19 protein-coding genes and 1 tRNA gene are annotated in these 22,404 nt (G+C 50.8%); 11 read left to right on the top strand and 9 right to left on the bottom strand.

The window, feature by feature from the left end:
* Positions 1-346: 346 nt before the first annotated feature.
* Complete coding sequence (locus OXI60_09770) at positions 347-847, top strand: hypothetical protein (protein MDE0310102.1); 501 nt, start codon at positions 347-349, stop codon at positions 845-847.
* Between the two features lie 50 nt (positions 848-897).
* Positions 898-1,533, top strand: coding sequence for an alpha-ketoglutarate-dependent dioxygenase AlkB (locus OXI60_09765; protein MDE0310101.1), 636 nt, complete (start codon positions 898-900; stop codon positions 1,531-1,533).
* Positions 1,534-1,546: 13 nt separating this feature from the next.
* Here the strand turns inward: OXI60_09765 and OXI60_09760 are convergent, their stop codons facing one another.
* The 3 genes from OXI60_09760 to metC are packed head-to-tail and all read right to left on the bottom strand — an operon-like array spanning position 1,547 to position 4,067.
* The gene (locus tag OXI60_09760; protein MDE0310100.1) at positions 1,547-2,335 is read right to left on the bottom strand and encodes a hydroxyacylglutathione hydrolase; all 789 of its coding nucleotides are present in this window, start codon (positions 2,333-2,335) and stop codon (positions 1,547-1,549) included.
* Positions 2,336-2,338: 3 nt separating this feature from the next.
* Positions 2,339-2,875, bottom strand: a complete 537-nt coding sequence (locus tag OXI60_09755; GenBank protein MDE0310099.1) for a pyridoxamine 5'-phosphate oxidase family protein — start codon at positions 2,873-2,875, stop codon at positions 2,339-2,341.
* Between the two features lies 1 nt (position 2,876).
* On the bottom strand, positions 2,877-4,067 hold the full coding sequence (metC, locus tag OXI60_09750) for a cystathionine beta-lyase (protein MDE0310098.1): 1,191 nt from the start codon (positions 4,065-4,067) through the stop codon (positions 2,877-2,879).
* Positions 4,068-4,517: 450 nt separating this feature from the next.
* Here metC and OXI60_09745 point away from each other — a divergent pair, with 450 nt between their 5' ends.
* The gene (locus OXI60_09745) at positions 4,518-6,023 is read left to right on the top strand and encodes an FMN-binding glutamate synthase family protein (protein MDE0310097.1); all 1,506 of its coding nucleotides are present in this window, start codon (positions 4,518-4,520) and stop codon (positions 6,021-6,023) included.
* Positions 6,024-6,064: 41 nt separating this feature from the next.
* Here the strand turns inward: OXI60_09745 and OXI60_09740 are convergent, their stop codons facing one another.
* On the bottom strand, positions 6,065-6,661 hold the full coding sequence (locus tag OXI60_09740; GenBank protein ID MDE0310096.1) for an urea carboxylase-associated family protein: 597 nt from the start codon (positions 6,659-6,661) through the stop codon (positions 6,065-6,067).
* A gap of 205 nt (positions 6,662-6,866) precedes the next feature.
* On the opposite strand from OXI60_09740, the gene nuoN reads away from it, so the two are divergent.
* The 7 genes from nuoN (at position 6,867) to OXI60_09705 (ending at position 13,817) form a co-directional block, all read left to right on the top strand.
* Complete coding sequence (nuoN, locus tag OXI60_09735; GenBank protein MDE0310095.1) at positions 6,867-8,312, top strand: NADH-quinone oxidoreductase subunit NuoN; 1,446 nt, start codon at positions 6,867-6,869, stop codon at positions 8,310-8,312.
* Between the two features lie 86 nt (positions 8,313-8,398).
* Positions 8,399-8,475: transfer RNA gene (locus OXI60_09730), tRNA-Met, on the top strand.
* Positions 8,476-8,757: 282 nt separating this feature from the next.
* Positions 8,758-9,279, top strand: coding sequence for an NUDIX domain-containing protein (locus OXI60_09725; protein MDE0310094.1), 522 nt, complete (start codon positions 8,758-8,760; stop codon positions 9,277-9,279).
* Complete coding sequence (locus OXI60_09720) at positions 9,272-9,970, top strand: gamma-glutamyl-gamma-aminobutyrate hydrolase family protein (protein ID MDE0310093.1); 699 nt, start codon at positions 9,272-9,274, stop codon at positions 9,968-9,970. Before OXI60_09725 ends, OXI60_09720 begins: the two co-directional genes overlap by 8 nt.
* A 332-nt stretch (positions 9,971-10,302) precedes the next feature.
* Positions 10,303-11,487 carry a GPP34 family phosphoprotein gene (locus OXI60_09715; GenBank protein ID MDE0310092.1) on the top strand — a complete coding sequence of 395 codons (1,185 nt, stop codon included), beginning with the start codon at positions 10,303-10,305 and terminating at the stop codon, positions 11,485-11,487.
* 13 nt (positions 11,488-11,500) lie between these two features.
* Positions 11,501-12,982, top strand: a complete 1,482-nt coding sequence (locus tag OXI60_09710; protein ID MDE0310091.1) for an ammonia-forming cytochrome c nitrite reductase subunit c552 — start codon at positions 11,501-11,503, stop codon at positions 12,980-12,982.
* Between the two features lie 322 nt (positions 12,983-13,304).
* Complete coding sequence (locus OXI60_09705) at positions 13,305-13,817, top strand: DUF3365 domain-containing protein (GenBank protein MDE0310090.1); 513 nt, start codon at positions 13,305-13,307, stop codon at positions 13,815-13,817.
* 78 nt (positions 13,818-13,895) lie between these two features.
* Here the strand turns inward: OXI60_09705 and OXI60_09700 are convergent, their stop codons facing one another.
* From OXI60_09700 to OXI60_09680, 5 genes are all read right to left on the bottom strand, one after another.
* Positions 13,896-15,311, bottom strand: a complete 1,416-nt coding sequence (locus OXI60_09700) for an MFS transporter (GenBank protein MDE0310089.1) — start codon at positions 15,309-15,311, stop codon at positions 13,896-13,898.
* A 269-nt stretch (positions 15,312-15,580) separates the two neighbouring features.
* On the bottom strand, positions 15,581-16,846 hold the full coding sequence (locus OXI60_09695) for a valine--pyruvate transaminase (GenBank protein MDE0310088.1): 1,266 nt from the start codon (positions 16,844-16,846) through the stop codon (positions 15,581-15,583).
* A gap of 291 nt (positions 16,847-17,137) precedes the next feature.
* Entirely contained in the window at positions 17,138-19,264 is a 2,127-nt protein-coding gene (locus tag OXI60_09690) for a carboxy terminal-processing peptidase (GenBank protein MDE0310087.1), read from the bottom strand.
* A gap of 2 nt (positions 19,265-19,266) precedes the next feature.
* The gene (locus OXI60_09685; GenBank protein MDE0310086.1) at positions 19,267-19,878 is read right to left on the bottom strand and encodes a gamma-glutamylcyclotransferase; all 612 of its coding nucleotides are present in this window, start codon (positions 19,876-19,878) and stop codon (positions 19,267-19,269) included.
* Positions 19,841-21,025 (bottom strand): iron-containing alcohol dehydrogenase, encoded by a 1,185-nt coding sequence (locus tag OXI60_09680; GenBank protein ID MDE0310085.1) that lies wholly within the window; start codon positions 21,023-21,025, stop codon positions 19,841-19,843. Before OXI60_09680 ends, OXI60_09685 begins: the two co-directional genes overlap by 38 nt.
* Before the next feature lie 85 nt (positions 21,026-21,110).
* Between OXI60_09680 and OXI60_09675 the strand changes: the two genes are divergently transcribed.
* The gene (locus tag OXI60_09675) at positions 21,111-22,403 is read left to right on the top strand and encodes a LarC family nickel insertion protein (protein MDE0310084.1); all 1,293 of its coding nucleotides are present in this window, start codon (positions 21,111-21,113) and stop codon (positions 22,401-22,403) included.
* Position 22,404 lies beyond the last annotated feature (1 nt).

Genomic DNA, 22,404 nt, shown 5'->3' with positions numbered 1-22,404 from the left:
ATTATACCGGCAGGGCTTTTCTTGTTTTTGACTTGTCTAAAGAGATTTCAGGGTTCCATGCCTTTACATTTGCGTCGGGACAGAGGCTCGGTGGCGATTGGTTGCAACGGCACTGACTTTCTGAGCATCTATCGTGCAATGTCACTGCCAGATACCTTGATGGTTGTGTACATCAGGTCAGCCAGTTGAAAGTTTGAGGAACGATTCAAATCAAGTGCCTTGATCCTGATAAAGGGAAAGACAAGAAAGCACGAAACTTAACCGATAGCACCTCACCCGCCGATACCGTTTCAGGACCCGACAGCCCGACTTGTTCGAAAATGTGAACCACATGCAGTCTACAGACATGAAAGTTGATCAGTTGATGGTCGCATTCGCCTCGATCGCTTCAAGCGGATTGATTCTTTCGATTGGCGAGTCGGCGTTGAAGTTCTGCGGCTCGGTGCTTGTTGGTATGGATGCCATGACACGATTGGTCGTCAATCTGCCCGACGAATCGCCGCTGAGTGATGAGGAAAACGAATTGTCCATGGACTTGAGGGTTGCTGTACACCGACAGTGTACTGAACAGTTCCTGAAGGACATCAGCCACCATTCATTCAATCTTGTCATCATGTGCCATGGGGAAATTTCGCCGCCGGCATGCGACCAGCTGTCACAGATGGTGCCTGCCGGAGGATGTGTGCTCGTGCCCAAGAACGAAGATGTTCGACCTGACGATCAGGTGATGTTTTCTTCCGACTTTCATCAGGCAGATGCTGGCGATTGCGTGCTCTTTGTCAAAAAGCCATTTGCACAGGAAAAAACCCGGCGAGGCGGACGTCGGGCTAGATTGGGACAGGTGTGAGAATCATACGAACATGCGGCTTCAGACTCACTATATGTCCATAAACTCATATGTCAGTCAGTGAACTGAATGAAAGACTGCTCATCGCTGCATTTGATGCCATTCAGCTTGAAGATGGTTGGTTGTGGATCAATGAGGGTTTCATCCCGCCTCCTGCCGCAACACGATATCTCAATCAGCTGCGCGAGGAGACAGCATGGGTGCAGCCCACCATAAAACTGGGTGCGAAACTGGTTAATTCTCCCCGCCTTTCAGCCTGGCATGGTGATCCGGATTCGGTATACACGTATTCCGGACTGCGCAACAAACCGTTGCCGTGGACAGAAACTCTTTTGCAATTGCGCAATGCGCTCGAGTGCCTGACAGAAATCCGTTTCAACAGCGTATTGCTGAATCTGTACAGAAACGGCTCGGACAGTATGGGATGGCACGCAGACAACGAGCCCGAACTGGGCGATCAACCCATAATTGTTTCGATCAGTCTTGGCGAGCAGCGAAAATTCATGATGAAGCATAAGAAACTTGCCTGTCGCTGGGAAAGGCATCTCAAGCATGGATCAGCATTGGTCATGGCAGGCGACACGCAGCGTTATTGGCGTCACTGCGTGCCAAAGACCAAATCTTGCAATGCAGAACGAATCAATCTCACCTTCCGACAGATCGTGAAAACTGAAGGGCAACTGTAACTCGGTCCGAATACTACCAGCTATTTCTCAATTCCCTGAGCTTTAGAAATACGGTCATGCGATCCGGATTGTCGGGCAGGTCCGGAAAGTTGTTGCGAAGTTGCTCGATCACGCTGGGACTGCCCAGTCGGAAGAACGTATTGAACGTCTTTTCCATCTCAATTGTTGTGACCAGTGCATCATTCGGGTCCTGATTCTCTATCTTTCTCAGAAGATCCGCTGCCGCTCGATTGTCAGGCTCCCGGTCCAGTGTGAATGCGAGATTATTGGCAATGTAGTCGTGGCCAGGGTAAATCTTCGTAGTCGCGGGCAACTTTTCGAGTTGGCTTGCAAACGTCTCATACAGTTCATGGGGGTGTCCTCCATTGTGACAGTTCCCAGCACCTGCATTAAACAGGGTGTCGCCGCAGAAAAGTGCGGGAGGATCGCTGTGTGAAATCAGACAGATGTGACTCATCGTATGGCCGGGCGTATCCATTGCCTCAAGCTCGACCGTGCCAACTCGTATGACGTCCCCGGCGCCGACACCGCGGTCGATTCCTGGAATCTTGTCTTTGGCATTCTTGTGTGCGATCAATCGGGCGTTGGTTGCCCTGATCATCATGTCATTGCCACCGGTATGGTCAAGATGCTCATGTGTATTCAAAACCGCTGTAATCTCCCAACCGCGATCTTTGGCTTTGGACAGACATTTTTCATGGTCCAGCGGATCGACTGCGATGGCTTCGCCGGTCTGTCCACAAGCGATCAGATAATTGAAATTGCGGTAGGCATTGTTGGTCCAAATCTGTTCAACGATCACTTCTCACTCCTCGTCTCTGGTCTTGATTCTATTCTGCGCGTCGCGGGCAGGGTTGGTAATGTGCTCCACATCGTTCATAACGTCACCTGAAATCCTATAGGCCTGACCGAATCCCTTGACATAGACTGCACGCAGTGGTCGCAGAATATACAGATTGAAGTCGGCGAGCTGTACCAGCGTATCGACTATCGCACCGAACCGTTCCCGGTAGCTCGGCAGCCAACTGGCAAACTCATCACTTTTTCGATCATGGAGTCTGGCTTCACAGGTGATTGCAACCCGTTCTCTGGCAAAAAGATTCGGGGAATCTTTTTCGCTCGTGATGACCATAGCTGACACGCTGTTGTTCCCTGCAATATTGTGTGTGTGTTCTGCAAGACTGCTGAGAAACACACCAAACGATAGATTGCCCATGTAGACGTAAGGCGCGTAACTGACAGATGGTACCCCATCGGTCGATACGGTAGCCAGCTCGACCGACCGGTGACGTTCAATCAGCGTGTCGATTTCACTGAGAATCTGCTCGACTTGACCAGACATTCTACGTGCTCTGTGCCATCGCCTCAAAACCTGCTTCTAGGTCCGCAATCAGATCGTCGGTGTCTTCCAATCCGACATGCATGCGAAGTGCCGGGCCTTCGGTTTCCCACTTTGTCGCCGTTCTGTACCCAGTCGGGTCAAACGGAATCAGCAGACTCTCGAAACCGCCCCAGCTATAACCGATACCGAACAGTTTTGTATTGTTGACCAATGCGGCAACCGCACAAGTCGGTACAGGATTCAGAATGAATGTGAACAAGCCACTTGCGCCTGAAAAGTCCCGTTTCCAGATGCCATACCCGGCATCTTCTGGTAATGCCGGATGAATCACCCTTGCGACTTCAGGACGTAGCGCAAGCCATCTGGCAATAGTCATTCCTGACTCATGGTGCTGACGTAAACGGGTAGGCAAGGTACGCAATCCGCGCAGTCCCAAAAAAATCGTATCGGGTCCGGCACACTGTCCGAAGAGACGCACACTGTCCCGAATGGTGAAATAATGCTCTTCAGTCGTTGTTATGATTCCGAGCATCGCATCAGAGTGTCCGGTGATGTACTTTGTCGCAGCATGAATTGATACATCCACACCCAACTCGAATGGGTTCAGATACAACGGTGTTGCCCAGGTATTATCCAGCATGGTAACAACCCCATTTTCCCTGGCAACTGAGGTGATCGCGGGCAGATCCTGGACTTCAAGGGTCTGCGACCCGGGTGATTCCAGAAAAATCACTTTGGTTTCCGGACGAATCAGGTCTGAAATCCCGTCGCCTATCAGCGGGTCGTAGTAAGTCGTTTCCACACCGTATCCCTTGAGTACAACATCACAGAAGGATCGAGTCGGCTTATAGACGCTGTCGGTAACGAGAATGTGATCGCCACTGCCGGTGAATGACATGATGGAGCTGGTGATCGCCGCTAGACCGGATGACGTTGTGATACCTCCAAACGCTCCTTCCAATTCAGCGACCGATTGTTCCAGCGCAAAACTCAAGGGGGTGCCATATCGACCATAGGCAATCTGGTTCATTTCGTTGCGACTTTGATGAGAATGTTCCAAATCCTCATACGTGTCGAACAATACGGTTGAACCGTGATAAACCGGCAGATTGACAAAACCCTGGCTGAGGTTCGAGTCTCTCCCTAGATGCGCAGCCAAGGTGTCAGGAGATGAACGTGGTGATTTTCCCATCTGGACTCCAAATTTGAAAGGGTTGGTTCAAGCGCTGCGCAGGACATTTCCGTCAAACCGGCTGATTGGGTTGCCATTGTGAATCATTTGCAAAAAATCAGCTGGGTTCATTTTGCGTTTGACAAAACAGGCTCACAACGCAATTTCGGATTACAGTGAGCATTTTATCTTGACAGTGATATTCAATGGGAATCGTTTTTTTTAAATAAAAGCGACAAGCGGTTAATGCCAGCTTACTACCTGGTCTCGCAGCTTGCGATCTGCCTTACAGGCACTGATGAAGGAAAGTTCTTTTATGCAATGCACTTGATTCGCGAACAAAATGATCGCCCCGACATCGAATATAGATAATATGAACAATCAGTGAGACTGTTGTGAATTCGCGAGGTTCAGAGGTATCGATCCTTCGCGCGACTTGCAATCATCGGCAAAAACAAGGTGAGTTCGAACATGTTACTAGATGAAATTATGATGGGAAGTCTCCAGTTCCTTTCGGCACTGTTTATATTTGTTGTGGGACTGATCGCGGCAGCCGGGGTGGTAGTTTTCATAATTGATGTGCGACAGACGCACGATGCAGTGAGAAGAAACTATCCGGTAGTTGGCAGATTTCGCCACATATTTACGATGCTGGGTGAGTTTTTTCGCCAGTATTTTTTTGCGATGGATCGAGAGGAGATGCCGTTCAATCGTGCGGAAAGGGAATGGATTGACCGATCATCGAAAAATGTGGACAACACGGTTGCGTTTGGTTCGACACGAAGCCTTTCTCCGGTGGGCACACCGATTTTTGTGAATTATCCGTTTCCAACCCTGACGGAAGATGCTGTAGCGATGTTGCCGATGTTGATCGGACCCTACAGCAGACAACCCTACAATGCCCCGTCATTTTTCAATATTTCCGGAATGAGTTATGGCGCTCTTTCTACGCCGGCTGTTCGTGCTCTTTCCAAAGGTGCCAAAATGGCAGGAATCTGGTACAACACAGGTGAGGGCGGACTGTCGAAGTATCATCTCGAAGGCGATTGCGACATAGTGTTTCAGATCGGCACTGCGAAATACGGAGTACGCGATGAAAATGGAATGCTAAGTGCAGACAAGCTGCGCGAGGTTGCAGGCCATCCGCAGGTCAAGATGTTCGAATTGAAACTGAGTCAGGGAGCGAAACCGGGAAAGGGGGGTATTTTGCCTGGTGCGAAAGTAACTGAGGAAATAGCCGCAATACGAGGTATACCGGCCGGGCAGGACTCAATCTCACCCAATCGACATCCTGAAATAAACAGTATTCCCGAACTGCTGGATGTGATTGAGAGTGTTCGCGATATTTCTGGTAAGCCGGTAGGCTTCAAGTCGGTGTTCGGTAGTTTCGAATGGCTCGAGGAGATGTGCGTGGAAGTTCATCGGCGCGGAATTGAGTCTGCTCCGGACTTTATTACGGTAGACAGTGGCGACGGCGGCACTGGTGCGGCACCCATGCCGTTGATGGACAATGTTGGATTGCCGGTCAAGGAATCGCTGCCTCTGGCGTCCGACGTGTTGCACAAATACGGTTTACGGGAGAGAATCAGGATGATTGCTTCTGGAAAGATGACCAACCCATCAGAAGTCGGGTGGGCAATCGCGACCGGCGCGGACTTTGTCACTTCGGCCAGGGGTTTTATGTTCGCACTTGGCTGTATTCAGTCACTGAAATGCAATAAGAATACGTGTCCGACCGGAATTACAACGCACAATCCGCGACTGCAGAAGGGATTGGACCCGGCTGACAAGGTAGTTCGGGTCTGCAACTACGCGAAGCGGGTCATATACGAGGTGCAGGTCATTTCGCACTCGTGTGGAGTCGTACGGCCACGGCTGATGGATCGCAGTCACGTCCGTGTTGTACAAAGCAACGGCCAGTCGGTTCCGATGATTGAACTATATCCTCGCCCGGAAGTATTGCCCGAGTATGCATGAGTTTCGAGCAGTTGCACGGTCAGCGCGATGGTCGGAAATTTTCAGAATATTGAAAAGTGCGCTTCGGTCGGGTTCAGGCCCGCGCCGTTGACCGGCAGAATATCCTGAGGGCATGCCGAAAACACCATAACGCAGTCCATCGCCGCGCGAAACTGTACGTAATCTCCCGGTTTTGAAATTGGCGCCTGCCACGACAGTCCCCCTATAGGCGTCCACGGGATATTCATGAATAGATTCATCGGACAGGGTACTTCCGGTGCGACATCTCCAATCTCCTTCATTGCATTGATCATATTGTCAGTGCAGTTGTCGTGATATTCGGCGCAACCCAGCAATCTGTATCGATAGCCATCACAGGCAGCCATCAACAGATCATGTGCCCCGCCTGAAGTATCCTCTTCAACTTCAAGAATCGCACGGCGTTTATTGGTATATAGGGAGTCCCCGGGACGGAACGTCATACTCATCAAGGTCGTCCGGGTATGCTCGTTGGACTGGAATTCTTTCAAGTCTTCGAGATTGAATGCCCAAGTGTCGACAACCTGATTGCCGTGGGTGTTGATGATGCGTATTGATTGCCCCTTTTTCGCAATGGCAGCCTTGCCCTGTCTGGCTGGAATAACAGTAGCTTCAGTCATGTCAGACACACCGTGTCGCTGATTGTTCGATAGTGAGTTGTTTAGGCAAATTGACAATATAATAATCAATAATCAATAGTGCCATGCACAGTCGTATGCGATGGTTGCGTCAGATTTTCTGACTGTGGGCCATCGTGCTTCATGTACACCGACTCATAATATTTGTGTAAATACATAAATATATCTATAAATGTTAAAGTAAATTATGTCACTAGCAAGTGAATTGAGCCGGCTGATTCCGGAAATTGTCGTAAGCGTCATGGCCTGCGTTATTCTGGTCGCTGACCAGACCCGGCTTGAGAGAATCAGGAATCTTCCCTTTGCCCTTACGCTGCTTACCCTGCTCGTAGTTTGCGCACTGACAGCTTCGCAGGTTTATCGGGAAAGCGCTACAGTCGTTGAGGGTATGTTCGCAGACGATGCCTTCGCCACTGTGACAAAGTTCATGATTTGCTTGCTCGGTGTCGCCGTCTTCGTTTATTCGAGATCGTATTCCGAACAGCGCGATATCGCGAGAAGCGAATATTATGTTCTGGGATTGTTCGGAATTCTGGGCATGATGATCATGTCTTCGGCGGATCACCTTTTGGTGCTCTATCTTGGGCTTGAGTTGATGTCGCTATGTCTGTATGCGATGATTGCGTTTCAAAGAGACTCGGCACTGGCTACCGAAGCGGCGATGAAGTATTTTGTGCTCGGCGCAATTGGATCAGGTTCGTTGCTGTATGGTCTATCAATTCTCTACGGTTTGACCGGGTCACTGGATATCTCAATCATACATGCGACCTTGGTGGATTCGAGCGAACAGAATTTGCCTTTGATTTTCGCACTTGTATTCGTTGTGACAGCAATCGCATTCAAACTGGGCGCTGCCCCTTTTCATATGTGGGTGCCCGATGTCTATCATGGTGCGCCGACTGCGACGACAGTCTATCTCGGGTCGATGCCGAAAATCGCCGCCTTTGCAATGCTGATGCGCCTGTTGATCGGGGGACTGGAGAGTCTTGCGCCAATCTGGCAGGATATGTTCATCATTATTGCATTGCTTTCCATTGCCGTGGGCAATCTGATAGCCATCGCGCAGACGAATTTGAAGCGTATGTTTGCGTATTCCACCATCGCTCACATGGGATTCATGCTTCTTGGAATTCTAAGCGGCAGCCAGGAAGGTTACACAGCCTCATTATTTTACGTACTGGTCTACGCTGTAATGAGCCTTGGCGCGTTTGGCATCATTGTCATATCAGCCAGCAAGGGCGATGAATCTGACCTGATCAAGGATTACAGTGGATTGAATGCGCGTGATCCGTGGATGGCCTTTTGGTTGCTGCTATTGATGTTTTCGCTTGCAGGAGTTCCGCCTACAGTCGGATTCTATGCAAAACTTGCTGTGATTCAGGCACTGGTCGACGCAAATCTGGTCTGGGTCGCAGTCATAGCCGTACTTCTCGCGGTTGTGGGCGCCTTTTATTATTTGCGCATCATCAAGGTAGTCTACTTCGACGACATCAGTGAACAGCCAATCGACTTCGACAGGACCGCACACACGCGTGTACTGCTGGGATTCAATGCAATCGTTCTCGTGGCAATTCTGCCATGGGTCGGCAGTGCGATCGCAATATGCCAGCAAGCAATTCTCAGCCTTGGCTGAACTTTCCCCGGCCCTGTCCACTGCGAGAAATCGGCCTTGTTTGGTCAACGGTGATCGGAAAATGCCTGTATAATTCTCGACCGTGTTGCGGGGTAGAGCAACTTGGAAGCTCGTCGGGCTCATAACCCGGAGGTTGCTGGTTCAAATCCGGCCCCCGCAACCAAATTGACCGACATGCCTGAAACCAGGCTGTCGGTTTTGTATTTTGGGGTTGTCAGTGACGATTCGTTGCCAGGCCGGTACAGTCAGTGCAGCAATAGACTGCGGCGGTTCTTTGTGCCGGGCATGTTCAGGCGACTGTGATTATGGTGTAAAATGCCTGGCAGCCTTGTAATCGTGACAAATCACTCGGGACTGTCTGTCCAGTCGAATTCGAGTGTTCGTAAACCATTGTAGTACAAGGTTATTTCTATTTATTGGCAACTCGAACTTCATAGCGGATCTGATGACTGAAACTGAAGAGATATTCGACGTAGTCAATAGTCGGGACATGGTGATTGATCGTCTTCCTAGATCTCAAGTTCATGCTCGCAATCTTCTGCATCGTTCAGTCCATGCACTGGTATTTGATGCAGACCAACGTGTCTTTCTTCAGCTTCGTACTGATGATCGGGACTGCGACCCCGGACTATGGGATTCTTCCGTCGGTGGGCACTTGCAGGCCGGAGAGGACTACGACAATGCAATAGTCCGTGAAGCGAAGGAAGAGCTCGGCATCGTACTTGAATCCACTCCGCCAAGACTGTTCAAGTTGTCGGCGAGTGAGGATACGGCCTATGAGTTCTGTTGGGTATACCAGGTGTTCGATGATGGACCGTTCCAACTGGATTCGAATGAGGCGGCGGATGGAAGATGGTTCACCGCTCAGGAAATAAGTGATTGGATCACCAATGCGCCGCAAACCATTACCAGCAGCTTTCGATTGATTTGGAAAAACTACTTGGAAATCAGATTCGGCAATGACTAAACCACTGATCGGTGTAACCAGTTACGTTCGCAACGAAGAAAACAGATTTACGATTCCTGCAAGGTATGTCGAGTCGGTGGAGCGCGCTCATGGCATACCTGCAGTTTTGACTCCGACATCAGAATCGCCTGACGATATTGTTGCTCAGTTCGATGGTTTTGTGCTGACCGGTGGGGCGGATGTTGATCCCGCCGAATACGGCGGCCGCAACGATGAGTCGGTATATGGCGTTGATGCGGAGCGGGATCAATTTGAGCTTGCAGTTGCTCGTTTGCTGATTGAGCGATCAAAGCCACTGTTGGCGATTTGTCGGGGTATCCAGGTGCTCAATGTTGCACTTGGCGGAACTCTGGTTGAACATATTCCAAGCGAATACGGCGAATCTGTCATTCATAGAGACGAAACGGTCGATTTTGTTCTTCATTCTGTGATGATTGAACCCGAGTCTGCTTTGGCCGCTATCGTCGGCGATACGGAAATTCAATGTCCTTCCTATCACCATCAAAGTGTCAGAGATGTGGCGCCGGGTTTTTCAGTGTGCGCGAGATCGGTCGATGGAGTGATCGAAGCTATCGAGTCAGATCATTATCCGAAGGTGATCGCAATCCAATGGCATCCGGAGTATGTTGCTGAATCTGACCAATGTCAGCAACGATTTTTTGACAAGTTGATTGAGTGGGCTCAAAGCTGAGTGATTGGTTGCAGCGATATTTCCAAACTTGGAATCAGCAACGATGGATTTCGAATACCGCTTTGATTACCGTTACAGTAAACCTGTCTCCAGGACACACAAATGCTGCATCGAGAGTGTTGTCAAATCCGAAGGGCGATGCAACATAACTCACGACATTGAGCAGTCAGGCAGCAATCCACTGAATAAGTGCAGTTGGATACAGTTGTAGTATCGAGAAGTCTTGCGCCGGGACCCATATCGAACTGGCAATGACGGCAATGCAACGATAATCAGCCAAAGAGCGGACAAAAATTTGGATTGCTCGGCACTAGTCCTACTCCTGTTTAACCATGTTGACAATCAGTGACAGTGTACTTTTGCTTCTGGAAAACGAAGACGGAACCTTTGCTGCCAGTCAGAGCGAATCAATAGCCAGTGTCCTTGCGGGTGCCGTCTTGCTTGATCTATCGCTTGCAGGACGAATTGACACCGACATGAATACGCTTTTCGTCTTGGACGAAACGCCAACCGGAAATATATTGATGGATCGCGTTTTGTCCGAAATAAGGACACATCCGGAATCCGCTGATACCGTGCATTGGATTGAGACACTATCGGCGAGCCCATCAATTTCCATTCAGGAACTTGCGTTGGCCAGTCTGGTACAAAGCGGGGTAGTGGGGCAAAAGGAATACAAATTTGCTTGGTCCTCTCACCATCGAATCTATTCGTTAACTGACTTGAATTCGAAGGAGAACGTCAAAAAACGACTGAGGGATGTGATACTGTGCGACGATATTCCTGATCCTGCAGACGCTGCCGCTGCATGCTTGGTCGATGCTTGCGGATTGCTTCCCGAAATTCTAAGCGATTCGCAAATCAAGCAATGCCAGCCGCGAATGAGAATTTTGCGTCGTCTTGAACTCATCGGAAGGGAGGTGATCAATAGAATCGCTTCCATTGAACGCAAGCAGATCCTTCAGATTCGTGCCCGGACCGCTCGCAGGCAGAACGCTGTTTTCGGTTTGTCCGTTGTGGCGTGTGTTACGGCTGTTGCAACTGTGGTGTCACCGCGGGTGCCGATTCCGGACCAATTCGGCCCTACCTTGCTCGAATACTTGTGGAACGATTCGTTTTGGCAGCAGTGGACCGGATACCTGCTTCTTGGACTGAGTCTGTTGGGAATTCTGATTATCGTTGTGCTGAAATATCGGCTGTTGAGCCAATGGGCAAGCTATTCGGCCTGGCAGTTCTTTCATGTCCTGCTTGGAATTTTGTGCGTCCTTACGCTGTTTGCTCATACTGGTTTCCGACTCGGTGCGAATCTAAACGCTCTGCTGATGCTATCCTACCTTGCGGTGCTGATTGTCGGTGCAGCTGCTGGAATTCTGATTGGCGGGGCATCCGGATTGGGAAAAAGGGGATTGTCTGTCACCAAACGAATTCGAAAGGTTCCCGTCAAGACCCATTTTCTATTCCTGCTTCCATTGCCGGCACTGCTTGTTGTCCATATCCTCATCGTCTACTTGTATTAGGTCACTGACGGGAATGTCGAGAAGACAAATTTATTTTTTGTGCTGGATGCTGGCAACACTGGTTGCAATCGGGGTTGTGTTGATTTGGATGACAGCTGGCGGCAGCCGTGAACTGCTTCTCGTAGGACAGACTACAGATGCTCATCATCAATTTGAGTTGGCTTGTGAGTCCTGCCATGCGGCTCCCGCTTTCAGTCGGCCTGCAGCAGCTGTCAAGGCCATGAACAAGACTTGCAGAACCTGTCACGAAGATGAATTGGCCAAAGCGGATGACAGTCACCCGCGCAAGAAGTTTCGAAATCCCAGAATGGCTGAATACTGGGAAAAACTTGACGGACGCTTGTGTACGACTTGCCATATCGAGCATCGACCGGAAGTTACGCGAAAAAGCGCGGTCACAGTTGCGATGAACTTTTGTATCGCATGCCACTCCGAAGGGGAACAGGATGTGCGATTGATTCGAACAAGTCATGCAGGACTTTCATTCGAGACGTGCGCCAGTTCCGGTTGCCATAACTACCATGACAACAGGGCGCTGTATAGTGATTTTCTAATCAAGCATGCCACGACAACCTGGCTCGCGCAGAGCCCTGTTCACGAACTCACACTTCAGGCTCGCACTGCCTACAATTCCGAAGCAAAACACCTGGCAGCCGGCGATGCTCAAGCACCGGCAGAGGCACTGGCTGACCCAGCTATCCTTCGTGACTGGCTTGATTCTGACCATGCAAAAAACGCAGTCAACTGTACCAACTGTCACGCACCTGCAGTTGCCAATAGTTCGGATGTGGCTGGGATCGAATCGGCTTGGGAAGACAGGCCAGGTCGAAAAATTTGCGCTGATTGTCACAGATTTGAGGTCAACACTTTCAATCAAGGTCGCCACGGCATGCGACAGCATCCCAAGATTGCAACCCCGCGCGATATCAATACTGCGATCAACTCTCCGGGACTTGAGAAGATTACACCTTCATTTATCAAAGCGTGGTTTTCCGACCCGGCAGTGCCACTGTACATGACAGTAGCAGAATCGCGCTTGCCAATGCGGCATGAGGTGAAAGGACAGCTGCTAAGCTGTGGTTCTTGTCATGATCCTCATTCCGTTGATGTCGCGTATGCTGCAGTTGATGCCTGTCTGACCTGCCACGACGACGCACACAGCAAGGCTTATCGGGCAAGTCCGCATTTCTCGCTCTGGCAAGCTGAAGTTGCGGGCGAGGCAACGCTTGGCAGCGGGGTCAGTTGTGCAACTTGTCATATGGCAAAAATTGAACGGCGAGGGAATGTTGTGACTTCCCATAACCAAAACGACATACTCAGACCAAACGAAAAAATGATTCGCCCTGTTTGTTTGGATTGCCACGGGCTCAGTTTTACTCTCGACTCATTGGCTGACGACGAGTTGATCAAGCGAAATTTTCTCGGCAAGCCAAACGTGCATGTCGAGAGTATCGAATGGGCGTTACTTAAGGAGCAGGAGAAGCGAGACGAATAGTCATGGTTCGAAACTGCAACACAAATCCCTTGTTGCATGCTGGAGCCGTGACGAGCTGATTTGTTTTCAGGTTCCGCCAAGCGATCGATGATTTGGGACTGATCTGGAGCTCTCCCAAACTCACCTGCAAACGGCAATGCATTCGCACGTGTCGACTTCTGATTCATGCGAAGAAGTCCCGGCACAAGCTTCTCAATTTGATTGAGAACGCCGTCTTTGGCCAACGGTGATATAACAGAAGACCATGCAAAGACCATCGAGAAAGACAATGAATAAGCACTTCAGTAAATTGCTCGCCTTAGTACTTGCGATGAATTTCACAATGGCTGAAAACGCATTGGCAGATGACCTTTCGTATGAGCAGGTAGCCGATATGCTATATCTGGTGATCTCTGCTGACCGAGCCGTATATACACAAAAGGTTGTTCAGCGTCTCACGGTGGACGAGGAGGTGATTACAGCTTCGGAATATTTCGATGACGACGCGGCCTTGCCGCTTCCGGCGCAGATGTTTAGATTCGGCTCGGAATATGTTGCAGATTCAACTGAAGAGTTTTCCTATTCTCTTATTTCATTGGACCCGATAAACAAGAAAAACGGCCCAGCGACGGATCTGGAAAGGGAAGGACTTGAATTTGTTGCTGCGAATCCGGATGAAACCTTTTACGGTGAAGAACAACTTGGCGGCGAAAGTTATTTCGCGGCAATGTATGCAGACATCGCTGTAGCACAGGCATGCGCAGCCTGTCACAACAACCACCAGGATTCCCCACGCAGCGATATCGAAGTCGGCGATGTAATGGGAGGGGTTGTTATCCGGATACCAGTTGACTGAATACACTGACTCCCTTAAAAGATTCAGTGAAATATCAGGGAATCGGCGTTGATCCTGCTCTATCCTTTTTTGGTCTGACTACGGTGATTTACTGACAAATCTGTATGCTGCGTACAATCCCAGAATCGCGAAGGGAAGACTGGCAAGAAAAATCCATTGGGCGACTGAGTCGACCGTCTCATTGGCAACGTCCATCTCCAATCCGCCAACATTCGCCACTATACCAATGTAAGCAGCTCCAATCGCGTACCCAAGTCGATGTAGTGTTGGGATGGCTGCGGAAACCCGTTCACGATCGTCAAGATCAATCAGACTTAGCATCCGGCGAAGAATGCTGGCCCAGGCAATGCCAAATCCGGCACCTTCCATGAGCGCGAGCAAGGCCAGCAGATACACCGGCCCGTTGACAATGGCATAAACAAATCCTGCAATACTGACAGTCAGTATTAACATGCCTGTCATAACTGCTCGGGTATCTCGGGATGTAGAAATTCCGGCAACCGCCACCGCTCCGAGACTCCAACCCACAGAACTGCAGGCCACCACGTATCCTGCTGTGAGTATGGACACCTGGTGAATATGAACCATAAACAGCGGCCCGTAAACAGTGACTGCCATGGTCGCGATCGCGAAGCAAAAGATCATGGTCAACCCTGCTCCTACCCTGTTCTGGAATCCGATTGCCCTGTGCGGCAGAAGACGGTTGTCCTGGCCTTTGCCATCCATCCGGAGAAACCAGCCAAGAAAGCCGATTCCCAGCAAGACAAATATGGGCGTCTTACCCAAAGATGGATTGATACCTGCAGCAGCAATCAGTAAAACGCTAACAGACAGAACCGATAGTCTGCGGATAGGGAATCCGCGGGTCACTTCAGCAATCTCGTGGTCCTGATTTTCTGAGACGTTCGGTCGAATCCAAATGGACAATACCGCTGACATGAAGGCGAAGAACCAGAATGCGCTTTGCCAGGAGAGCTGCTGGGCGAAAAATGCGCCGATCAATGGTCCAAGAAACGCAGAAGCACCCCAAATTGCAGACACTGCAGCCAGCACCCGCGGGATAAGGTGGTTGGGGAATAGGGCACTGACCGCGATGAAGGAAATCGCAATCAGTCCGCCTCCTCCGACCCCCTGTAACAGACGGCCAAGCAGAAGAATCGGCATGAAGTCCGCTAACGCGCAAATGACGCTGCCCAATGCGAAAACCAAGGAGGCGCAACTCAAGGGGTTGCGCAACCGATAGCGGTAGACCAGAAGTCCACTCCCCGCGCCGACGACGATGGAGCCAATTTCGTACAGCGCAAAGGTCCACGGAATCAGCGAAACTCCTCCGATTTCGTCGACAATTTCCGGGATCAATGTCGACATGGCTGTTACCATCGAAGCGTGAAGCCAAATCGAAAGGCAAACCAAAGCCAATGGTCTTCGGTGACCACTGCCGAGAACATCCTTCCACCCGGCGGTGGCGGGGCTTGTGTCAGATTCGGTGTTCATGCCTTTGAATTCATGTCAAGGACAATCGATCAAAAGACCGCTGATGGCACAATGAAGCCGATTGATGATCGGCAGCGCTCCTGAGGAACATGCAACCCCATAGATGCCGGGGATTGTTACGATGGCAAGAGTTGCTGAATCCTTTCCAAAACTGTTCCAGTCTGCATCGGGCAAGTGCAGGAAATTCCACAACGAAAAAGTCAGAACTACGGATCACTCTTGATCTGCGCCGGTCAGGAGTGGAAGGGAGCTTAACCGACAGAAGCGAGCTATCCGGACTCCCGGTATGCGAGCCGTACTTCTTCTGCGATGATTCGCAGGCCTCTATCGACTACGTCCCGGCGACCGGCGTAGCTGATCCGGATACACTCGTGTCGATGCGCCCATTCACCCTCAAGTCCTGGAAAGAAAAAGTTGCCGGGGACAACATAGACATCCCTTCTTTTCAGTCTCACATACAACTCGTCGTCCGAGATGGGCAACCCCGGAAACCACAACCATACAAAAAACGCGCCTTCAGGCTCATGCAGCATATAGGGTAAGCCTGCAAAGTAGGCCCTGATCGACGAAACTGTGTCATTCAGTGCATTGCGATAGAACGGACGTATGATTTTGCGGCTGAGTTCAAGAATCTTTCCATCTTCCACACATTGGAGTGCCAGGAAGGAACCGAAGTTGCCGCTGGCGAGAGTCATGATTGCGTTTGCACAGGTAAACAGCTCGATCAACTCCGGTTTGGCGATGATGATCCCGGTGCGCGTGCCGGGCAGTCCCAGTTTTGAAAGACTCAGAACCAATACGACGTTCTCATTCCACTGAACTGTGGCGTCGCAGAAAACAATGGACGGAAATGGCAGTCCGTAAGCGCCATCGACGATTAGCGGTATCTCATGCTTGTCCGCCAGTGCCATCAATTGAGTCACTTCGTCGTCAGTCACCACATTACCTGTTGGATTGGTCGGCCTCGAGATGCAAATCGCGGACACCTCGTCGGAAATCTCGATGTTGGCGAAATCGATTTCATATTTGAACGTCTGTTGTGAGGTCTTCACGATATTCGGCCGAATGGAACGAAATCTGGATTCTGCCTCATCAGCCTCGTTGTATCCGATGTATTCAGGTGTCATGGGCAACAAAACCTGCCTCGGCTCGCCATCAGGATACTTGCCGGACAACAGTCGAAAAATGACAGTGAATGCCATCTGGCTTCCATTGGATATCGCAATATTCTCCGGTCCGATATTCCAGCCGAAATTCGCCTTCAGCAAGTCGGCCAGCGCTGCGACGAATCGGGCTGACCCCTGAGGTCCCGCATAGTCGCCAACCAGGCGCTCAAACTCATCAGGCGTTTGCAGAATCCGCTCCATCTGTCCATGGAAATATTCCTTGATCTTCGGAATATGGGCAGGATTTCCACCGCCAAGCATATATAAAGGCCGGTCGCCTGAAATTGTGGGCGCATTGCCGAGATCTTTCATCAGGTTGATGATGCCGACCTCATTATTGATCCTATCTGCCCAAGACGAGAATTTCATGACATGCTTCTATAAACAATAAAGTGTAATGGGATAATTATCACACATATCTAATTGAAAAATAAAAGGAATATTATCAATGAGATGACCGCTGACGAATTTCCCCAAATGGTGCGCAATACACGCTGCCGAGAAGGCTTGCAAGGACGTGCTGGCGCCTCGACGCATTCATCTCAATGGCGACCTCGCTCCAGACACATGACCATCGGTCGTGAATTTCAGGGTGTGCCGCACCCATTTTGCAGATACCGCCGCAAGAGGGTCGTCAGTCGAACCAGTCGGATCTGCCGGCTACCCTGCCTGCATTTGAAAAATGATCAGATCGACAAGAATGTTGAGCGCCTCATCCCGAAAGGTGTCTTCAATCAAATCAGTCGGTACTGTGTCCTCACTCAGTTCGGTCGCGCTTTCCCAGCCCATTGCCAAGCGCAGGTCATTGAGCGCCCTCAGATCAATCTCGCGTTCGCTGCCAATGACCGACTCGCGTTTTTCCTTGTTCAGGTAGATTGTGGACTGATCAAACCTTCGCTGACTGTTTCGCTCCCTTGTTACCAGATAATCAACCACCGGGTTCATCTCAGTTCGCTCTTCGCTGCGTGAGCTCAGACTCGGGACCAACTCACGTATTCTCGGTGCGCTCTGCCATTGCTCAAACTGCTTGGCGCGGTTGATATTGGTGCCCGGAGTAGAGTTTTCGTTGGATCGCTCACCGGAATCTTGAGCGAATTCGTCCGTTGCGAACGGAATATCGGGCACGACACCGTGATAGTGTGTACTTTCTCCGTTGACCCGGTAAAACTTGGCAGTTGACAGTTTCAATGTACCGGCATGCTCCGTCTTGGCGACCCTGTCGAGCGGCCAGATTGTCTGCAACATTCCTTTTCCGAATGTGGTTTCACCCACAATCACCCCGCGACCGTAGTCCTGAACCGCACCTGCGAAGATTTCTGAGCCGGAAGCGCTCTGTCGATCAACCAAGACAACCAACGGGCCATCATAGGTCACCTTTCCAGTTGAATCGAAACGGATTTCCAATTCGCCATCTGTGGATTCCACTTGAACGATCGGCCCTGACTCGATAAACAGGCTGGTGAGATCGACTGCTTCGCTCAGCGCACCGCCACCGTTGCCCCGAAGATCGATCAGAACCCCGTCAACCTGCTGATCATTCAGTTGCTTCAGCAGCATGGCGACATCCCTTGCAGAAGTTCGAACCGAATCCTGATTGTCATCGGGATAAAGTGAGGCATAAAAAGCCGGCAACTCAATAATCCCCAGTTGCAGCAATCGGTCGTCCTCTACAATTTCCACAGTTGATTTGCGGGCCATCTGATCCTCGATCTTCACCTTATCCCGGAGGATTGTCACTTCCACTGGCAGCGATCCCGAGAGGGCTTCCTGGGGAATGATCTTGAGAGTGACGTACGTACCCTTGGGACCTCGGATGAGGTCAACGACGTTGCTCAGACGCCAACCGACGATGTCATGAAATTCATCGTTTTCGCCCTTTACCGCGACGATACGGTCACCTTCGTTGATCAGGTTGCTGCGCTGGGCGGGCCCGCCAGTGATCAAGGAATGGATTACAGTGAAATCGTTCTCAAGTACCAGAACTGCGCCGATACCTTCGATCTGCTGTGAGAGCGTAATCTCGAGATCTTCGGTGCTGTTCGAGGAAAAATACGCTGAATATGGATCCAGTTTCCGCAGGTATGCGTTGAGAAACAGTTCAGTTACGTCGTCCGCCCTATATTGCGAAACGTTGTTCAGACGTCTTTCATATCGTGATTTGAGAACATCCTGATAAGTTTCCGTATTGCCCTCAAGTACAAGTGTCAGGACGTCATCCTTGACCAGCCGCTTCCACAACCAGTCCTGGGCTTCGATATTCTTGGGCCACTCGGCATCGGAACGATCATTGGCCAACTCATCTGTAAGGTTGAAGTCGAACTGGTAGTCCAGCATGGACAAGGCGTACGCCATTCGCTCGTTGACCCGTTCCCGATAACGCTCAAAAATCTCAAAAACCACATCGAGATTGCCTCCAATCAGGAAATCATCAAAGTAGAGTTCATGTTGGCGGAACTCATCGATATCCGATTGACGCAGGAACGCTCTGGTGGGGTCTAAAGTAGTCAGATAGCTCTCAAGAATGTCCGGGGATGCCTGGTTGTCGATTTTCGGAAGATTGTAGTGAAGTCCCTGAGCCATTTTTGCGGTGGCAATGGACGCGATCGAATGGTAGTCGACGGGTGTCAGCGAGTCTGATTCGGCAGACGCCGTATCCGTATCGATAATGTGAAAGAATATAAGATAGACGAAATAGCTGGCCAGCAATCCGATGAGGACGATCTGTCCTGCGAATGACCTGATACCGGAGACTCCAGTCGGCCTTCTGGAACGTTTGGTCCTTTCCATGATCAGATTTCGCTGAGCTTTGCCGATTGTGCCGATGCCAGTCTTCCAATGTTGCACAGCAGACGATCGCGGATTCCAAATTCCTCCAGAACCTTGATCGTGGACATGACGTAATCGAGGTTTGGACCTCGATGTCCGGCGGCGCGGGCTACGATTCCAGCCATCTGGTCTGGTGTGAGATTCCGCACATATGAGGGATGCTGACGTTTTACGACAAACACGATGGCATCCACACAGCGACCGTCATCCAGATTGACCGGTCGTATGAATGGATTGTAGGCATTGTTCAGCAGTTCACGATCCTGGAGATAAGCGGCGATCTCTCGCTGGCGGTCATCCTCAAGCCGATAACACATACCTGTGCAAGATCCGCCGCGATCCAGACCAAAAACCAGTCCGGGATTGGAATCAGTTCCGCGATAGCGAACAGAGCGAAGACACAGGGAGCGGTGATAACCGAATAGTTTACCGCGCCTCGACTCGGTGTAGAAAAATCCCGGATTCCACATCAATGAACCATAACCGAACACCCAGAGATTGTTCCTGGGCAGGTGCAAACGCTCGTAAATCGACTGATCAGCTGACACCGATAGATCCCGAAATACTGCGTTCATACAGATCCTCAAAGTAATCCTGTGTCATCTGGATCGGATTGGTGGATGTCGAAGGATCGAGCATGGCCATCTTGGAAAACTGTGTGACATTTTCGTCTGACATGCCCAGTTCGGACAGTGTATGTGGAATTCCGATCTGGTTTCGCAGATCCAAAACCCAGTGGATTACTGATTCCGGCGATGGATCCGGCAGGTCAAGGTAGCGTGCCAGTGCGGTCAGTCGATCATCAATCGCATCGGTGTTGAACTCAAGCACATAAGGCATGACGACGGCGTTGGTTGTACCATGATGCGTGCCCAGAATCGAGCCGCAAGGGTGGCTGAGGCTGTGCATCGCGCCAAGACCTTTCTGAAAGGCAGTGGCACCCATGGAGGAAGCGACCTGCATTTGCGACCTGGCTTCCAGATTATGACCGTCGCTGCAGGCGGGTTCCAGCCAGTCCCGGATCAGGCGCATTCCTTCGACGGCAATACCTTGGGCGAGCGGATGATAAACGGGACTGCAGTATGCCTCAAGGTTGTGCGACAGTGCATCCATCCCGACTCCAGCGGTCAGCAAAGCTGGCAATCCAACAGTGACTTCAGGATCAAGTATGACGCAGACCGGCATCATTTTGGGGTGGAAAATAATCTTCTTCGTCTGATCAGACCCATCCGTAATGACTGAGGCGCGTCCGACCTCGGAACCTGTGCCTGAGGTCGTCGGTATTGCAATCGTCGGGACAATCGCGTCGGCATTCGCTCGCGTGTACCAATCCTCGCGATCTTCGAAGTCCCAAATCGGACGTGTCTGTCCAACCATCAGTGCGATTGCCTTGCCGACATCCAGCGCGCTTCCGCCGCCGAGTGCGATTATCCCATCGTGACGGCCCGATCGAAATACCTCAATGCCTTGGACGACATTGCTTTCCACAGGGTTGGGTTGCAATTCCGAAAAGATGGAGCAGTTGTCAAGATTAGACCGGCACAGCTCGAAAATCTGCTGCACCATCGGCAGGTCAATCAGTCCGGGGTCGGTTACCAGCAGCGGGCTTTTGATGCCGAATTCCAGGCAGATACCGGAAATCTCCTGGATTCGTCCCTGCCCAAATCGCATTGTAGTCGGATAGTTCCAGTTGTTGGCGTGAGAATTGGATCGATAGGTCATGCGGTTAACTGCCAAGGGGAGGTTTCAATTTTCAGGATTTGGATTATCGTTGTTTTGCTGCCGGTTATTATAGAGATTTGCAGTCGTGCCAGGACAGACAGTGTCGATCGATCTGCCGAAGGTCTTCAATTCCCAATATTTCAGGCAATATCAGTATCATTGTGTTGTAACCGAATCGTCACAAGAGTTGCTGAGAGTTGTGCACATACACATAAATCCCGTGGGCGGAATCGCAGGCGACATGTTCGTAGCTGCCGCGCTTGATCTTGCATCGGAACTTGAAAAACCAATGCTTGCGATGTTGCAGTGTCTGAATTTGTCAGATGATATCAGCATTGACGTACAGACTCACCGCGATTCCGTGATGGTTGGAAAGAAATTCCACGTGAGCGAATCGCGCTCAAATCATCTCAACACCGGATACCGTGATATTCAGAATCACATCGACAATGCGGATATTCCTGAAAATGTGCGGGCAGTCGCACATCGGATTGTTGATTACATCGCTGAAGCGGAATCTGCTGTACATGGGATTGATGTGGACAAAGTGATTCTGCATGAGGTGGGGTCGGTGGATTCGTTGGTTGATATCATTTGCTCCGCCTACCTGATCGACGCGCTCGGTGACGTCACTTGGTCATGCGACCCACTCCCATCCGGGAGTGGCTTTGTCCAGACCGCGCATGGAGACCTGCCGTTGCCGGTACCGGCCGTAACGCGACTTCTGACTGGTTATCCGCTGTACAACGATGGCCGCAAAGGGGAGCGGGTAACCCCGACTGGAGCGGCAATCTTGAGAGCGATTGACCCGAAGTTCGATCAACCAAGAGCTACGATGATTCTCAGAGCTGCCGGAATCGGATTCGGTTCAGCATCGTTTGAGGGTATCAGTAATGTGGTCAGGCTGCTCTCATATGCCGCGGGTGACCGTGAGGTGCAAGATGAGAGAATCTCCGTACTCGAATTTGAGGTCGATGACCAGTCGCCCGAAGACCTTGCGATCGGATTGGACCGAATACGCGATTGCGAGGGTGTTTTAGACGTTTTGCAGGTGCCTGCCTTCGGCAAGAAAGGGCGCATGACTGCGCATATCCAGGTCATAGGCAGGGCCGAGTTCATCGAGACGATCGCTTCGAGCTGCCTTTCAGAGACAGCGACACTGGGCGTTCGGTATCAGTTGGCTGATCGAAAGGTCATCACTCGACATGCCTATCATCACAAGCAGGCACCGACAAAGATCGCCGGCAGACCAGACGGTTCAAAGACGGTGAAGGTGGAAGCTGAATTTCTATCGGAAGTCGGGGACTACAGCGCGCGCAAACGAGTCCGACAGCAGATAGAGGCCGAGATTGAGAATCGGTGCGATAAACCTGATTGAA

The sequence above is a fragment of the Acidiferrobacterales bacterium genome, assembly GCA_028820695.1.
Classification (GTDB): Bacteria; Pseudomonadota; Gammaproteobacteria; order Arenicellales; family JAJDZL01; genus JAJDZL01.
Note: the sequence above shows the minus strand (reverse complement) of the source record. Positions and strands in the feature narration are given on the sequence as shown.

Coding starts and splice junctions, on each gene's coding strand:
- OXI60_09770 (MDE0310102.1), top strand. CDS start 347: ATGAAAGTTGATCAGTTGATGGTCGCATTCGCCTCGATCGCTTCAAGC.
- OXI60_09765 (MDE0310101.1), top strand. CDS start 898: ATGTCAGTCAGTGAACTGAATGAAAGACTGCTCATCGCTGCATTTGAT.
- OXI60_09755 (MDE0310099.1), bottom strand. CDS start 2,875: ATGTCTGGTCAAGTCGAGCAGATTCTCAGTGAAATCGACACGCTGATT.
- metC (MDE0310098.1), bottom strand. CDS start 4,067: ATGGGAAAATCACCACGTTCATCTCCTGACACCTTGGCTGCGCATCTA.
- OXI60_09745 (MDE0310097.1), top strand. CDS start 4,518: ATGTTACTAGATGAAATTATGATGGGAAGTCTCCAGTTCCTTTCGGCA.
- OXI60_09740 (MDE0310096.1), bottom strand. CDS start 6,661: ATGACTGAAGCTACTGTTATTCCAGCCAGACAGGGCAAGGCTGCCATT.
- nuoN (MDE0310095.1), top strand. CDS start 6,867: ATGTCACTAGCAAGTGAATTGAGCCGGCTGATTCCGGAAATTGTCGTA.
- OXI60_09725 (MDE0310094.1), top strand. CDS start 8,758: ATGACTGAAACTGAAGAGATATTCGACGTAGTCAATAGTCGGGACATG.
- OXI60_09720 (MDE0310093.1), top strand. CDS start 9,272: ATGACTAAACCACTGATCGGTGTAACCAGTTACGTTCGCAACGAAGAA.
- OXI60_09715 (MDE0310092.1), top strand. CDS start 10,303: ATGTTGACAATCAGTGACAGTGTACTTTTGCTTCTGGAAAACGAAGAC.
- OXI60_09710 (MDE0310091.1), top strand. CDS start 11,501: ATGTCGAGAAGACAAATTTATTTTTTGTGCTGGATGCTGGCAACACTG.
- OXI60_09705 (MDE0310090.1), top strand. CDS start 13,305: ATGGCTGAAAACGCATTGGCAGATGACCTTTCGTATGAGCAGGTAGCC.
- OXI60_09700 (MDE0310089.1), bottom strand. CDS start 15,311: ATGAACACCGAATCTGACACAAGCCCCGCCACCGCCGGGTGGAAGGAT.
- OXI60_09695 (MDE0310088.1), bottom strand. CDS start 16,846: ATGAAATTCTCGTCTTGGGCAGATAGGATCAATAATGAGGTCGGCATC.
- OXI60_09690 (MDE0310087.1), bottom strand. CDS start 19,264: ATGGAAAGGACCAAACGTTCCAGAAGGCCGACTGGAGTCTCCGGTATC.
- OXI60_09685 (MDE0310086.1), bottom strand. CDS start 19,878: ATGAACGCAGTATTTCGGGATCTATCGGTGTCAGCTGATCAGTCGATT.
- OXI60_09680 (MDE0310085.1), bottom strand. CDS start 21,025: ATGACCTATCGATCCAATTCTCACGCCAACAACTGGAACTATCCGACT.